This is a genomic window from Thalassospira mesophila, assembly GCF_002115755.1.
Classification (GTDB): domain Bacteria; phylum Pseudomonadota; class Alphaproteobacteria; order Rhodospirillales; family Thalassospiraceae; genus Thalassospira; species Thalassospira mesophila.
This window is the reverse complement of the sequence record NZ_JFKA01000003.1, coordinates 360,385-375,548: the sequence shown is the minus strand read 5'-3', so window position 1 is coordinate 375,548 and position 15,164 is coordinate 360,385. Positions and strand designations below refer to the sequence as shown.

Here is a 15,164-nt window from a genome sequence, read left to right as displayed (position 1 = left end):
AAAGGATAAATCAGTTTTTATAAGGGTCGGCCGCGTCACGCAGACCATCGCCCAAAAAGTTAAACGCCAGCACCACAATAATCACCGGCACCACCGGCAACATCAGCCACGGATAAACCGCCACGGCATTGATGTTTTGCGCCTCATTAAGCAACACGCCCCAGCTTGTCACCGGCGGGCGCAGGCCCAACCCCAAAAAGCTGAGCGCTGTTTCCCCCAAAATCATATTGGGAATGGAAAGTGTGACCGATGCGATCAAGTGGCTGGCAAAGTTGGGCAATAAATGGCGTGCAATGATGCGTTTGGGCGTTGCCCCGGTTAACCGGGCCGCAAGGGCATAATCTTCTTCGCGCAGGGCCAAAAATTTGGACCGCACAGCACGGGCAAGCCCTGTCCAGTCGATCAAACCCAGAATAATGGTAATGCCGAAATAGATCAAAACCGGGCTCCAGGTGACCGGCAAAGCGGCGGATAATGCCATCCAGAGCGGAATTTCCGGCAACGAGCGGATCACTTCGATTACACGCTGCACACAACTATCGACCCAGCCGCCAAAATACCCGGCCGCCCCGCCAATCAACACGCCCAGAAAAAAGCTGACAGCAATGCCGACCAGCCCGATGGTCAGCGAAATACGTGCGCCGTAAATGATGCGCGAAAACATATCGCGGCCCAGCCGGTCTGTGCCCAGCAAAAACAGCGTGCCGTCTTTGGCCGGGCACACCAGATGCAGGCTGGCATCAAACAGGCCCCAAAACTCGTATGGATCGCCCGAACAAAAAAAGCGCAAGCGGTCGATTTTTTCCGGGTTGGGGGTATAGATCGGTTTTAGCGTTTCCATATCGATGGCAAAATCGGTGCCATAGGTAAACGGGCCAACAAACGTGCCATCATCAAACAGATGAACACCTTGTGGCGGATGATGAATGTTCAGGCTGTCGCGGCTTTCCTGCGCATAGGGGGCGAGAAATTCGACAATGAAAATCGCCGCATACATCCCCACCAGAATAATCAGCGAGATCAATGCCAGGCGGTGCTGCTTTAACCGCCACCAGATCAGCTTCCATTGCGACGCCTGAAAATACTTTTCCTGCGCGGGGGTTAGTTCTTCCTTGTCCCATGGGTCAAACGGCCGTGTATCAACAAAATGTTCGTCGGCGCGGTCAGGTTTATGGCGGCTCATTCCGATATGCTCCCTTGCAGGCGAATACGCGGATCAAGCCATGCCAGCAACAAATCCGATACGAACATGCCAACCACGGTCAGCAAGGCCAGAAACATCAGGAACGATCCGGCCAGATACATATCCTGGCTTTGCAAGGCCGATAGCAACATTGGCCCGGTGGTGGGCAAAGACATTACCACCGATACCAGCACCGACCCCGACACCACCTGGGGCAGGATATTGCCAATATCGGCAATAAACGGGTTTAGCGACATGCGCAGCGGGTATTTGAACAAAACCTTCATCGGCGACAGGCCCTTTGCCCGCGCCGTCACCACATATTGCTTGCCCAATTCGTCGAGCAAATTGGCGCGCAACCGGCGGATCATGGATGCCGTGCCCGATGTGCCAATCACCAGCACCGGTGCCCATAAATGTTCAATCACCGACATGATTTTGGGCAAGGACCAACCGGCATTGATAAATTCCGGGTCCATCAACCCGCCAATCGAGGTGCCAAACACCACATTGGCATAATAAAGCAACACCAGTGCGAACAAAAAATTGGGCATCGCCAGCCCCAGAAACCCCAGCAGGGTAATGCCATAATCGCCCCAGCTATATTGCCTTGTGGCGGAATAAATGCCGATCGGGAAACTGACCAGATAGATAAACAGGATGGTGCTGAAATTAAGCACCATCGACAGCCACAACCGGTCGCCAACAACGTCGGTTACCGGCATGTTATATTCAAAACTGAAACCGAGATTACCGTGCAACAGCCCCCACGCCCAATGCACATACTGCATATAAAGCGGTTCATCCAAACCATATTGCGCCCGCAAAAAGGCGATTTTGGCCGGATCAACGGCTTCTCCCTGGGCCTTTAGCTCATTCATATAGGTGGTTAGAAAATCGCCGGGGGGAAGCTGTATGACAATGAAAACCAGCACGCTGATCATAAACAGCGTGGGTATCATTACCAATAGCCGCTTGGCCAAGAATGTAAGCATTCGTGCCTTCCCCCTGTATGTCGACCGATTTTAACGCACCATCCCCGATCGGTACGTCAAATTATTCTAACTAGCGATCCCACCAAAAGGTATCGGGATGATAGATGCCGAAAAACCCGCCCGGCTCCCAGCTGTGAATGCCTTTTTCCGGAACGTTTTTCAAACCGTCCGCCACCACAACCGGTTGTGGCACATTCCCGACCAGGCCGATAGAGAACAGATTTTCGGCATTGATATCAAGAATATGTTCCCACGCCTTCTTTTGCTGATGCGGGCCGCCGGTGCGCCATTTTTCATACAGCTTCATCAGTTCCTCGGCGGCTGGCATATCGGGTTTTTCGCCCGCTTCGCCGCCGGTATCATAATATTGGCCCCATTTGGGCCATTGCAGGCTGTCCTGGTTGACCGGGACAAATTCCGACGGCACGGTCGATGGCACAGCAAGGCCGTTATCAATGCCGGTAAAAATCGACATCACGGTATCACCGCTATAGGCGCGCGTGCGCATCACTTCGCGCTGCAACGCCTTGACATACAGTTTGATGCCCGCCTTTTTCCAGCTATCACCAACCAGTTCAAGAATATCATCCTGTTCCGGATTTTCGCCGGTTGTTTCCACAATAATTTCCAGCGGACGCCCATCGGGCATCAGGCGAATGCCATCGTCATTGCGTTTGTCGAGGCCGATTTTATCAAGCAGGGCATTAGCCTTTTTCAAATCGAAGCCCACGTTTTCCGTGGCATATTGTTTTTTGAAAAGCGGGCTTTTGGGCAAAATGGTATTATTGCGCGGGGTGGCCAAACCAAAAAACAGTACCCGGTTCAATTCGGTCCGGTTAATTGCCAGCGACAATGCCTTGCGAAACCGTAAATCGCGCAGCAATTTACGCCAGACCGGGTCCGACACGGTCAAATTCGGATACAGGGTGGCATAGTTGCCATAGCCCACATCCCACAACCGCACATGATAGGCCTTTTGCTTTTCCGCCTGTTTAAGGAACGTATAGTCCTTAAGCGTCAGGATACGGCTTTGGATATCAACCTCGCCCGCGCCGACCTTGGCGGGCACCAGTTTGGCATTGGCAATGTTAAAAATCATCCGGTCGATATAGGGCAACTGGTTGCCATCAGGATCGACCCGGTGGAAGTAGGGATTGCGTTCAAAAATAAACCGGTCAGAGGGTTCCTGGGTGCGAATAACCCACGGCTGCAAGGTCGGCAGGTTGATGTTTTCCAGCTTATAGGGCCGGTCCATATCGGTTTCCAAAACCGCCCAGTTGCGCAGGTTGCGTTCCTTGACCATTTCCTCAAGTTTTTGCGGGTCCTGATATGTCGCATGGAACTGTTTGAGGTAATGTGCCGGCCGGTAAATAAACGGCGGTCGCGTTCCCGCCAGTTCGGGCAGGAAAAACGGGTTGGGCTGCGACCAGCTATACCGCACGGTATATTTATCAAGCACTTCAAATTTCGGCGGCTCGCCGTCGACCAGCAAAAAACGCGGCGGCCCCACCGGAAACAGTTGCTCGTTATTAACCACATCTTCCCAGTAAAACCGGAAATCCTCGGCGGTAAACGGTGCCCCGTCCGACCATTTATGCCCTTTGCGAAGATGCAACGTAAACACGCTGCCGTCATCATTCACATCCAGGCTTTCAAGAATATCGGGTTTTAATTCCAGATTTTGGTCATAGCCCACCAGATGAGTATAGCCATAAACCACCGCCATGCGGATGTCTTTTGACCGGCCCATGATGGTGACCAGATCGCCGCCATATTTGCCAATCTCTTTGCCTTCGGCAGCAAAATCCATTTTCAACGGATGTTCGGGCAAACGCTGTTCCATCGCCGGCAAGGTGCCTGCCTTGATCTGGTCGGCGAAATACGGCACCTCGGCCCAGGCAGCGGACGCCGCCAGCATGGTGGCGCCAAACAACAAGGCCGCCCCGCCCCACCCCGCAATGCGGCCAATGCGCCACCCGCTGCGATGCGTTTGTTTGAAAGACGACACGGTATCGGTCACCGGGCGAACAGACGGGGTATGTGCGGGCGACACCATCAAACAGCGATCTCCTGATAATCGGGTCGGGTCATACGAACAAAATGGTCTTCGGCCAGTTGCACCATTGACGGGTTCACCGAACGGTCCACGGTAAAGGGGGCTGGCCAGGCCGCCGGGTCGGAACATTTACCATCAATGATTTTGGAAAAATCCAGCGGGTGATCAAGGTCGGCATAGGGCACGGCATTTAACAAGGCCTGGGTATAGGGATGGGCCGGACTGCGAAACAGACTGGCGCGCGGGGCAGATTCGACAATACGCCCGGCACACATCACCGCAATCCGGTCTGCCATATAATCAATCACCGCCAGATTATGCGATATAAACAGATATGTAAGGTTAAGGTCACGCTGCAAATCTTTTAAAAGGTTAAGGATTTGCGCCTGAACTGACACATCAAGTGCCGATGTTGGTTCATCAAGGATCAATAAATCCGGGCGCAGGCACAAGGCCCGGGCAATGCCAATACGCTGGCGCTGCCCGCCCGAAAAACTGTGCGGATAGCGGTTTAAAAAGCGCGGATCAAGCCCGACAACTTCCATCAGCTCCAGCACCATTTTGCGCCGATATGCCGATGTGCCAACCCCGTGAATTAACATCGGTTCGCTGATCAGATCCTGCACCGTCATGCGCGGATTAAGCGATGAAAACGGGTCCTGAAACACAAACTGGATGCGTTTGCGATAAGGGGCCAACCGGTCCTCGTCCAGCCCGACCAGCTCGGTCATTTGCCCGCTTTCACCACGAAACAAAATGCTGCCGCTATCAGGCGCCATCGCCCGCATGATCAGCTTGGAAAGTGTTGTTTTGCCACAGCCACTTTCACCGACCAGCCCGACACATTCGCCGCGCCCCACCGTCAGCGACACATCACAAACAGCCTCGATACGCCGTTCATCCATGCCAAACCAGCCGCTTTTGCGCACCGGAAAACTTTTAGTCAAATGCGACACCGCCAAAACGGCTTCGCCTCGCACCCCGGTCGACAGGCGCGGCTTCGGGCTTTCCATCGCACTGGCAATGGCCGCGTTGTCAGGGTCGGGGTGCCTTTGCGCTATTGCACTGTCGCCCCCCCGCTTGTCATCCCCATTAACAGCCTCGTCGTCAATATGGCGACCATTCGTCGCATGTTGTTCCAGACGGGCCATTTTGCGGTCAAACTTGTCAACCAGCGTTAACAGGCCATCAATGCGCGGTTTTATTTCGCGCAACGGTTTCAGGCGTTCACCCGGCTCCATGTCAAAATGCGGCACCGCCTGCAACAGCGAGCGTGTATAGGCATGGCCGGGATTAATGAAAATATCGTCGGTTTTACCGCTTTCAACTACGCGGCCATTATAAACCACCACCATATGGTCGGCCATATTGGCAACCACACCCAAATCATGCGTGATCAGCAGAACCGACATTTTCAGGCTTTTTTGCAAATCCTTTATCAGACGCAATGTTTGCGCCTGAATGGTCACATCAAGGGCAGTTGTGGGCTCGTCGGCGACCAGCAGGGCCGGACGACAGACCAGCGCCATCGCAATCATCGCGCGCTGGCGCAACCCGCCCGAAAGTTCAAACGGATAGGTTCGCAAAGCCGATTTTGTATTGGGAAAGCCGACCAGTTCCAGCATTTCACGCGCCAGATCGCGGGCTTCACGCGTGCCCACTTTTTGATGCAGGCGCACCGCCTCGCATATCTGGTCGCCAACGGTGTGAATGGGCGACAGGGAACTCATTGGTTCCTGAAAAATCATGGAAATACTACCGCCGCGAATGGCGCGCATTTCGGCGCTGTTGGCCGATAGCATGGCAATATCAACCCGTGTTCCGGGCTTTTTCGGGTCGGCAAAAATAATACTGCCACCTGCGATCCGGGCGGACCGTGGCAAAATCCCCATAATCGCTTGCGATATGGTGGTTTTACCCGATCCCGATTCCCCCACCAGGGCAACCGTTTGCTGCGCCCCGATCCGAAAGCTGACTTTATCAACAGCTTTGGTCCGCATATGCGGTGTTATAAATTCAACCTCTAAATCGCGGATACGCAGAATATCGGTCATTGCCCCTCGCCCATTGCCCCGCCATGCCGCGCTTGCGCGCGCATAATATTATCCGCTTCATCCAGACGCATCAGATTGGTTCGCGTCACATCGTCGATCATAAGCTGATTTTCCGTCGCCGCATCGCGTGCCAGGTCAAGCAAATGGCCAAAGCCCTGCAAGGTGGATTCCGCCACCAGTTTTGTCCCTGCGGCCTGCAAGGTCATTTCAAACCAGCCTTTTTTGCCGTCCCGGCGGGTGCTGAAATAACGCAGACGAAACCCCGAAAGTTCCGACCAGCCAAATGGCGCGCCCGACAAAACCCCGCTTTGCCGAACCCCGTATTCAGAGACATGCACCCGCGATTGCATCCGCACCAAGGTGCGCAGCAAATAGATGGCAAACAGCAAAATCAAGGCCCCGGCGACCCAGCGCAACAGCTCGATAATATCGGGTGCAATCGCAATTCCGGCGCACAGCACCATGCCCAGAACCGCCCGAATAAGATCAGGCATGACAACGCGGCGCGGATATTTCATCACCACAATATCTGTCGTGCGCGTATCGGCGGCCTGTCGCACCTCAATTTGGGCGGCATTAACATTGGCATCCGCCCCGCCGCCCTGTGCCCCGGTTGCCGCCCCCGAACGATCCGATGCATTTGCTTCGCTGTTGATCGATCCCTGCTTTATTGCCATGGGAAAACCCCGGCAATTGCTTGCCAGTTCAAGGCCGAATGCTCAAACGAAAACAAATCATGCAGAAATGCCGTGGTTGGAACATCATGCACCAGATGATGGGTTAAAAGGCCGGTTGTTTCATCTTCGTCCACCGCGCCGGTGCGCCGTTGGTGCAAATGCGCAATCATCGCATCCAGACAGGCCGCTTCGCCAACAAAACCACGGGTACCGCGCCAGTCGATCACATCAATATGGGTGTTAACCTGTAATAATCCCGGCACCGGGCAGGGTTGCGTGCGCGCACCAAAGGTCGAAACGCCGCGCAATCCGATATCGGGCAAGCCCGCCATCACGCCCGGTGCAATCCTGTTCCACGGCGGCACCATCACAGGCAAAAACCGGCTGGCAAACCGCGCTGTTAAAACATCAAACCCGGATTGTACGTCTGCCAAAACGGATTCGGTCGACCGAACATCATCAAGTTCCTGTTTTTTACGATCCGCCGGAGCATGATTTTCATGGCGCCAGCCATGTTGTAAAACACGGGTATCAAGGGTTTCCACCAGCCGTTCCACAAGGTCGATTTCAACCTTTCCCGGAATGACCGCCAATGCCAAAGGCACATGATAACTGCGCTCGCAGGACAGTATTTCCTCAAGCTGCGGGGTTGGCGAAACGGCATCGTCGTCACGCCACCACATCGTCGCGTGTTTGTCGCTTTGCGCCCAGCAATCAAGCTCGGCGCGAAGATCATCCCAGGTGCCCATGGTCTTTTCCCATTATTATTGCCCTGATTTTAGCCGCACCTATACGCGCCCCGTCCAGCGATAATTCAAATTCCTTGGGAAAATCTGCATTATCAATCGCTTTTGCCAGTGTTTGCGCGGTGAGATTGGATGAGGGCAACAGCGAAATAATGTTTTTTGCTGCAAAAATTTCCGCCCGCTCGGTTTGCTCGCTTTCCCCGCCTTCGGCGAACGGCACCATAACCGATGGCACCCCCGCGACCAACACATCCATCAGGGTATTATATCCCGCTTGTGATACCGAAACATTGGCGCGGGTCAAACGGTGGCGAAAATCGCTTAAAAACCGGTGCAGGGTGATGTTTGGTGGCAAATTCCGGCGTATCGCGGCAAAATCATCGGCGGGAAAATGCGGGCCGGTAATAATATCCCACGGGGCCATTGCATATTTTTGCGAAAGCGGCATCGCGGCAATGGCCGCCCGGATCAAATCACCCCCAACCGCCCCGCCCCCGGCCGATACCACCACGCCATCGCGCGGGGCATTCGTCGCGCGCACCTGTGGTGCAACATAACCGGTATATTCCAGCCGCGCGGCAAGGTCGGCAGCAAAGGGGAAACTGCGATCAAATTCCAGAACCGCCGGGTCACCATGCACCAGTATCTGGTCAAAATGTGACAAGGCCACATCCCGCATCCAGCGTTCTTTGGCGATATCGGTTTTACGCACCAGTAAATCGCGTACCGAACACACCCGTTTCACCCCATCCTGCCCGGCCTGTTCCAGCAACGGCAATAATTCAAAGCGAAAGGCACGTCTGCCAAAGGGAAACATCTCGACCATCAACAAGCGCGGCGACAATATCTGATACGCATCAAACAGCGCCTGCTTGCGCCTTGCTTTCCAGTCGTCATCAACGACAACGCCATTTTCATCGACCAGCCCGGAAAACCCGTGATCGGCACTGCGGCACGGTGGCAGTTGAATAACGGTGTCGGTGCCAAAATCAATCGCGTCATCGGGGATACCACCGCTGACCACGCCAACACTTAACCCCGCCTCGCGCATTTCGCGCACCAGCAAGGCTGTGCGGCGCACATGACCAATTCCCAGCAAATGCTGAACATAAATCATAACATCGGTCATTGTGGCGCCCCTTCGTTTGCAAGCAACGGAATGTTCAATTGCTTCACCGACAAACCATTTTTTGCCGACCAATGAAACACATGCAGGGCATCCCAGTGCAATTTATCGGGGATTTTCCCCATCATATCCCAGCCCGCCGCACGGGCATATATCGCCCGGATAACTCCCTTATGGGCAATAACGCCAAAATCACCACCGCTCCATTGCGCCAGAAATGCTTCAACCCGGCGTATTACATCGCGCGGGCTTTCGCCGCCGTCGGGCCGAAAATCAGGGCCGCGATCTTCGTTTCGGGTCATTTCTGCCCCAAGTGTCGCCCGCAGGGTCGCCAAGTGTTGCCCTTCCCACACACCCCAATTCATTTCAATGAAGGCAGGTAGCATCCCCACCGGCGACACCCCCAGCGCCAGCGCCGTTTGCACGGTACGTTTTAGCGGGCTTGTATACCACGGCATATCCGACCACGGGGCGGGCACACGAAACGTCGCCAACGTGCTGCGGGTTTCCGGCAACAGGCCAATATCGCTATGGCCCTGTATGCGACCTTCCACGTTCCAGGATGTGGCCCCATGCCGCAACAGGGCGAACGAAAAATCAGGCATCTTCGGCATCCCTTGCGGATATTCTGCCTGTGATGATCGGGCTCATCACATAGTCGAGCATCCGTGCCGCCGATGAAATATCGTGATGTTCACGCGCATTTTGCGCAGCAGCTTTGCCCGCATTTTTCAAGCTGGCCGGGTTTTGCAGATGTAATGCAAGGGCCTTCGAAAACGCTGCAACATCGCCTTCGGGCACCAGCCAGCCGGTCGTTCCATGCCGCACAATGCCGCTCACACCCCCGCTGTCGCCTGCCAATACGGCAACGCCTGCCGCCTGGGCTTCCAGCAGGGCCATGCCATAGGCCTCGCTAATCGCGGGCCAAACGCACAAATCGGCTTGTGCAAGATAGTACCGGGTTGCTGACACGTCACATTGCCCGGCAAAACAGATTTGATCGGGGGCAAAACGGGCAAACAGCGCAACAACATCACCGCGCACCGGGCCATCGCCCACCAGCGTTAATCGCCACCGGCCCTGCAATGATGACGGCAATGCCGCAAGGGCGGCAGCCAGAACGGCAAATGATTTCCACTTGTCACCGGGCCGCATCATCGCCACCGCAATCAAGTGTACGATATCGGTTTTTGAAGGTGCCAGCGGGGCGGTTTCGTCAGGCCCGTTTAACGGCGGTACCCATGTGGCAATATCGGCAAAGGGTGGCAAAAAATGCACTGTCCCGGCCCGCGCAAGCGGTGCCAGACATGCCATATCCGCACGGTTCGGGCAAAAAATGGCATCGGCCTGTTTGACTGCCCGTTCAATGGCATGGTGGCTTGCGGCCCACGGGCCATGCGCCCGTTTTGGCGCGTGCGATGCTTCGCAAATAAAATAGGGAATGCCAAGCTCTGCTGCCACCAACGGGCCAATCCAGTCCGGGGACTTGTAATAAAGATGATAGGTAAACCACGCATCCGGGCGCGGTAAAAACCCGTTTTCATACCGACGGATCAATCGCCGGGCCAGCTTGCCGCCCAGTTCGGCCAACCGGGCCTGCCGCAGGGCATTGCCATCGCCAACCCGGCTGCGCAGCTTTGATGCCACATCAACCTCATATCCGGCCCGTTCAAGGGCGATTACAAGCAACCTTGCCATCAACCTGTCGCCTGATGGCACCGGGTGGTCAAGCGGCTTTAACGGGGCATAAAACGCAATCCGCACGGCACTTACTCCTGCCTGGATGCAGGCGCGTCCTGATCAACGCCAAACCGGTGGCCCAGTTCGCGCATGCCCGCATGAAAGGAAAAATCCTGTCGGACAATGGCATTTCCTGCCTTGCCCATTTTGTCGCGCGCCGCCGGGTCCGCAATCATTTCAGCCAGCACTGCCGATAATGCATCGGGATCGCGTTCTGGCACCAACCGCCCGTTCACCCCGTCGCGGATCAACTCGGGAATGGCGGAAATATGGGTTGAAACGGCAGCAAGCCCGCAAAGCTGTGCTTCCATCAGCACATTGGGCAACCCGTCGCGGTCACCGTCTTTTTCAATGCGGCTGGCCAGCACAAACAAATCGGCGTTCTGGCAGGCGGTTATGACCTCGGCCTGATCGCGCGGGCCTTGCCAGTCACAGCGATCGGCAATGCCCAATTCATTGGCAAGGGCCGCATATTTTGCACCATTGCCACCGCCAATATGGACAAACCGCCACTGCAGGTTTTGCGGCAATTTCGCCAGTGCCTTTAACAGGTCGTCATAGCCCTTTTTGCCAACCAGACGCCCGACCGACAGGATAATAACGGGATCAGCCGCATCATCGCCGGCCCGCATGGGCCGGTTTGGCAATTGTTCGGGAAAACGCGAAAAATCCAGCCCGTGATAGAGCAGATTCACCTTTGCCGGGTCATCGGCCAGGGCGCGCAAATGGTCAACATTGGCGCGCGTACAGGTCACCAGCCAGTCCATATCAGCCAGCTTTTCGCGCATTTCCCAATCGGGGCTGGTATAAATATCCTTGGCGTGTGCCGAACAGCACCACGGCAATTGCCGCATCATTGCGCCGTACCGCGCAACCGATGCCGGTGTATGCAAAAAATGGGCGTAAATCCGGGTGATATCAGCGGGCAGTTCGGCCGCCATCACCATCGCCTGCCCCAACCGGCGCAGGCGATTGCGGGTCGGGTCGCGGCGAAAATCGCGCCGCCAGGCGGCAATTGCGGCTTTGTAACCCGGCATTTTGCGGGCTTTCCACCACCCGGCCAGCACGCGCAGCGGTGCATCGTGCAAATATTCGGGCAAATAATCGACCGGGCCGGTAATACGCTGATGAATCGGGTGGCGTTTTTTATCTGTTGGATGGCGCAGCGAAACGATGCGATAGGGAATTCCCGCCTGCTGAATACCCAGAATTTCCTGGGCAATAAAGGTTTCAGACAGGCGCGGATAGCCCTTAACGACAATAGCAATATGGTCAACAGCCGCAAGATTGGCGGAAGTCATGCCGTTGCGTACTCTGCATCAATAATTTCGCGTGGCAACCACTGTTCGACCATTGACGACACCGTATCAAGGCCGCCCATCAAACCGGGCACCGTCACACTGGATGGCGATGGCTGGGCAGCCAACCCGCGCAAGGCCTGCGCCATTTCAAGCGGCGGGCGCCCACCTTCTTCGGTCAGCATCCGAACCAGGCCAAGCTTTTCGGCCTGCGATGCCCGTACATATTGTTCAAGCCGGGGCACGGTGCGCGGCACAATAATGGATGGTTTATCAAACGACAGAATTTCACAGAAGGTGTTATAGCCACCCATGGCAATCACGCCGCTTGAGCGTGACATCAGCATTTCAACGTTGGCGTCGAACGTAATCAACGACAGTTTGTCGATGGTTTCGGCCCGTTCCATAAATTTCTGCTGATCGGCAGGTGCCATAAACGGCCCCAAAACCACAAGGGACGGCATGGGAATATCGGGATCGGCTTCATAGGCGCTAATCACCCAGTCAACCAGGTTAACCCCGTCGCCGCCACCGCCGGTGGTAACCAGAAAATAAGGTTCATCAAGCCCCAGCGACCCGTGTTCGGGGGCTGGTTTGCGGGTGGCGGTGCGCGGCAAATACCCGGTATAGGTCATTTTTTCTTCAACACCGGGGGCCAGGTCGATACCGGCAAGCGGATTACAAATCTCGCGCAGGCCATAAACCCAGATGTCGTCGTAATAATTTGCCAGCGCGGGCGCGCAGTTTTTGCGCAGCCATTCTTCGCGCAGGGTTTCCGGGTCGTCCATCACATCACGGAGGCCTAAAACCAGTCGGGTCTGGCGGTCTTTAAGCAGCTTCAATGTCGGCTCCACCTCGCCACGCAGGCCGAGTGGTTCCTTGTCAACAATGAACAGATCGGGGTCAAAAACATCGGCGGTATGCTGAATGATTGATTCACGCATTGCCAGCATCTGTTCAACGTCGATATCAAGATTAAGCGATGTATATTCGCCGTTCGACAGTTTGATCACGCCCGGTATGCGAACAAAGTCCACCCGTGAACGAAATTCAAAACTGCCAATAATCGGCGATCCCGACAGGATCAAAACCGAAACATCGTCGCGATTTTCGACCAAAGCATGCGCAATGGTGCGGCAACGCCGCAAATGACCAAGACCGAATGTGTCGTGACTGTAAATCAGTACACGGTAGCCGCGTGCGCCCTTTAAAGACATAATACCGTCCGCAATTCAGATGCCCCCAGAGACATGGTCGCCGTTGCGGCAAAAACCTTGCCGGTGTAAATCGCCCATATCCCAGAACCTCCCGCCGCCTCTTTTTTGCAAGGGTGACAGGAATTGAAATAATGACAAGCAAATCTGTCCTATAGTTAACAGATTTCAGACAGATGCAACCATCACAAACACCTTCCCTGCCCGCATCGGGAATAAAAACCTGTCAAATCCCGCCAATGCCGCCAGCTTGGCCTTTATAACAATTTTAGCACGCCCTTACCTGTGGTTGTGCCGCGCAAATATCAACCAACTGCCAAGGGGCAGTTGCCAGCCCGCAACCTGCCCCCACCCATGGCGCGCGCACCAGTTTCAGTTCCCCTAAATCGCAATGGCAAAAACAGTTTTCCCGGTAAAACTATGCCCGGTCGATAACACTTGCCAGTTTGGCCAGCAATTTTTCCCGTTCCTTGTTGGTCGAGACGTCAGTCAGCTTTTCGGAAAGAGCGGTTAATGTGCGGGCATAATCGTTATGCCAGTCTTCCCGCGACATCGCATCGGCCCCCAGACGCCGGGCAATCGGTGGCTGGTGTTCCTTGCCACGGCGCAAAACCACCGTTTCATCAAGTGACGGCAACGACAACAGTTTGGCTGGCACATCATTTGCTGCCAGCAAATCGCGAAACGTGGTTCTGGCCGGGTTTTCACCATGGGTCAGGAAAATGGCCCGATGCACAGGCAAGCGCGCCTTGACCCATGCCAGCAATGTTTGCTGATCGGCATGGCCCGAATAAATATCAAGGTTTCGAACCCGGGCGCGAACATGGATGGGATCGCCATGGATACGAACATTTTTTGCCCCCGACAGCAAAATACGCCCCATCGATCCGGCCGCCTGATAACCAACCAGCAGCACCGTGCATTCAGGACGCCACAAATTGTTTTTTAAATGATAGCGAACCCGTCCGGCATCGCACATGCCACTGGCGGAAACAATAATGGCCCCGCTTTTGACCCGGGCCAGTTGAATGCTGGCTTCAACATCGGGAACCATATGAAAATTGGGATGGTTCAGGGCGCGGGCATCGTCATGATCGAGATAGCGCGCAAACACTTCGGTTGCACGCTGCGCCAGCGGGCTATCAATAAACACATCGGCCTTGGGCAATTGCCCGCTATTAAACAACGCCGCCAGATCTACCAGCAATTCCTGGGTGCGCGCCACGGCAAAACTGGGAATAACAAGGTTCCCGCCCGCAATCAGGGCCTCGCGCACCTCGTTGGCCAGCATGGTGCGGCGTTCATTTGCCGACATATCGGCTCGTTCGCGGTCGCCATAGGTGGTTTCAACAAACAGATAATCAACGTCTGCCGGCCCTTCGGGGGCATCGTTAAAAACGGCCTCGCCGGTGCCAATATCGCCAGAAAACAGCAGATGGCGGGTTTTGTGCCCCGGCTCGCCGTCAATGCGGACTTCAATTGATGCCGATCCCAGAATATGCCCGGCATCCCAATAGCGAACCTCAAAGCCCGGGGCAATTTCGATCCATTCGTGATATTCAACCGCCCGCAGCCGTTGCAATGCGGTTTCGGCATCCTCGCGGGTATAGATTGGCTCCACCAGCGGGCGGCCGCGCCGGGCATTGCGGCGGTTTAACCGTTCAACTTCTGTTTCCTGAATATAGCCGGAATCAGGGAGCATATAGGTTAAAAGATCGCAGGTGGGCTGGGTGGCAAAAACCACCCCGACAAACCCCGCCTTGACCAGCTTGGGAATAAGGCCGGAATGATCGATATGAGCATGGGTTAGCAAAACAGCCCGTATATCACGGGCATCAAACGGAAAAGGACCGTAATTTAGCTCCTTGACCGTTTTGCTGCCCTGAAACATGCCGCAATCAATTAAAAAATTTCCTGCCGGGGTGCGTAACAGATAGCACGAACCTGTTACACCTCCCGCCGCGCCACAGAACGTTACTGACAGGGTCATCAAAGCCTCCTTGCGCATTGCCCGATTGCCATACAACAATGCGGGCGCAGGCCACCTGACTTCAATGATATGGATCAGTTGGGCG

The 15,164-nt window shown here is 55.1% G+C and carries 12 protein-coding genes; all 12 read right to left on the bottom strand.

Annotated elements, in window-relative coordinates; all coding sequences use genetic code 11:
- Positions 1-10: 10 nt before the first annotated feature.
- Positions 11-1,183: an ABC transporter permease gene (locus TMES_RS09635; RefSeq protein WP_085581855.1), complete on the bottom strand. Its 1,173-nt coding sequence runs from the start codon at positions 1,181-1,183 to the stop codon at positions 11-13.
- The gene (locus TMES_RS09630) at positions 1,180-2,178 is read right to left on the bottom strand and encodes an ABC transporter permease (protein ID WP_085581853.1); all 999 of its coding nucleotides are present in this window, start codon (positions 2,176-2,178) and stop codon (positions 1,180-1,182) included. Before TMES_RS09630 ends, TMES_RS09635 begins: the two co-directional genes overlap by 4 nt.
- Positions 2,179-2,248: 70 nt before the next feature.
- Entirely contained in the window at positions 2,249-4,234 is a 1,986-nt protein-coding gene (locus TMES_RS09625) for an ABC transporter substrate-binding protein (protein ID WP_085581851.1), read from the bottom strand.
- Entirely contained in the window at positions 4,234-6,288 is a 2,055-nt protein-coding gene (locus TMES_RS23310) for an ABC transporter ATP-binding protein (RefSeq protein WP_143589599.1), read from the bottom strand. The genes TMES_RS09625 and TMES_RS23310 overlap by 1 nt, the downstream gene beginning before the upstream one ends.
- Positions 6,285-6,965, bottom strand: a complete 681-nt coding sequence (locus tag TMES_RS09610; RefSeq protein ID WP_143589598.1) for a hypothetical protein — start codon at positions 6,963-6,965, stop codon at positions 6,285-6,287. Before TMES_RS09610 ends, TMES_RS23310 begins: the two co-directional genes overlap by 4 nt.
- Positions 6,956-7,714 (bottom strand): polysaccharide deacetylase family protein, encoded by a 759-nt coding sequence (locus TMES_RS09605; RefSeq protein ID WP_085581845.1) that lies wholly within the window; start codon positions 7,712-7,714, stop codon positions 6,956-6,958. The genes TMES_RS09610 and TMES_RS09605 overlap by 10 nt, the downstream gene beginning before the upstream one ends.
- A complete protein-coding gene (locus TMES_RS09600) occupies positions 7,698-8,840 on the bottom strand; it encodes a glycosyltransferase family protein (protein WP_085581844.1) in 1,143 nt (380 codons plus the stop codon). The genes TMES_RS09605 and TMES_RS09600 overlap by 17 nt, the downstream gene beginning before the upstream one ends.
- Positions 8,837-9,442: a histidine phosphatase family protein gene (locus TMES_RS09595; protein WP_085581843.1), complete on the bottom strand. Its 606-nt coding sequence runs from the start codon at positions 9,440-9,442 to the stop codon at positions 8,837-8,839. Before TMES_RS09595 ends, TMES_RS09600 begins: the two co-directional genes overlap by 4 nt.
- Positions 9,435-10,601, bottom strand: a complete 1,167-nt coding sequence (locus TMES_RS09590; RefSeq protein WP_085581842.1) for a glycosyltransferase family 4 protein — start codon at positions 10,599-10,601, stop codon at positions 9,435-9,437. Before TMES_RS09590 ends, TMES_RS09595 begins: the two co-directional genes overlap by 8 nt.
- A 5-nt stretch (positions 10,602-10,606) precedes the next feature.
- Positions 10,607-11,878: a glycosyltransferase family 4 protein gene (locus tag TMES_RS09585; RefSeq protein ID WP_085581841.1), complete on the bottom strand. Its 1,272-nt coding sequence runs from the start codon at positions 11,876-11,878 to the stop codon at positions 10,607-10,609.
- A complete protein-coding gene (locus tag TMES_RS09580) occupies positions 11,875-13,092 on the bottom strand; it encodes a glycosyltransferase family protein (protein WP_085581840.1) in 1,218 nt (405 codons plus the stop codon). Before TMES_RS09580 ends, TMES_RS09585 begins: the two co-directional genes overlap by 4 nt.
- A 415-nt stretch (positions 13,093-13,507) precedes the next feature.
- Positions 13,508-15,079, bottom strand: coding sequence for an MBL fold metallo-hydrolase (locus TMES_RS09575; RefSeq protein WP_085581839.1), 1,572 nt, complete (start codon positions 15,077-15,079; stop codon positions 13,508-13,510).
- Positions 15,080-15,164: the final 85 nt, after the last annotated feature.